Here is a 308-nt window from a genome sequence, read left to right as displayed (position 1 = left end):
TTCGGATGAACGGATTTTGGGAGCCGCAGGCAGGCTTGCAAAAGCAAAACTGGTTACACCTGTATTGATCGGGGATATCGAATTGATTTCCGATAAAGCCAGGGAATTGAAAATCGCCCTTGATGCAGTCGAAATATATGATCCGAAGAATTACATCATGATGGATGAAATGGTAGAAGCGTTTGTAAAGGTCCGTGCCGGTAAAGCGACAGTCGAACAAGCACGTGAAATGTTAATGGATGAGAACTATTTCGGAACGATGCTCGTCCACATGAAATTGGCACACGGAATGGTAAGCGGTGCGGCGC

At 46.1% G+C, this 308-nt stretch carries 1 protein-coding gene; it reads left to right on the top strand.

From position 1 onward, the window contains the following. The coding region (locus CVN76_RS02565; protein WP_269800010.1) for a phosphate acyltransferase at positions 1-308 on the top strand (308 nt) is incomplete at both ends.

It is taken from the genome of Bacillus sp. mrc49 (genome assembly GCF_002803435.1).
Note: the sequence above shows the minus strand (reverse complement) of the source record. Positions and strands in the feature narration are given on the sequence as shown.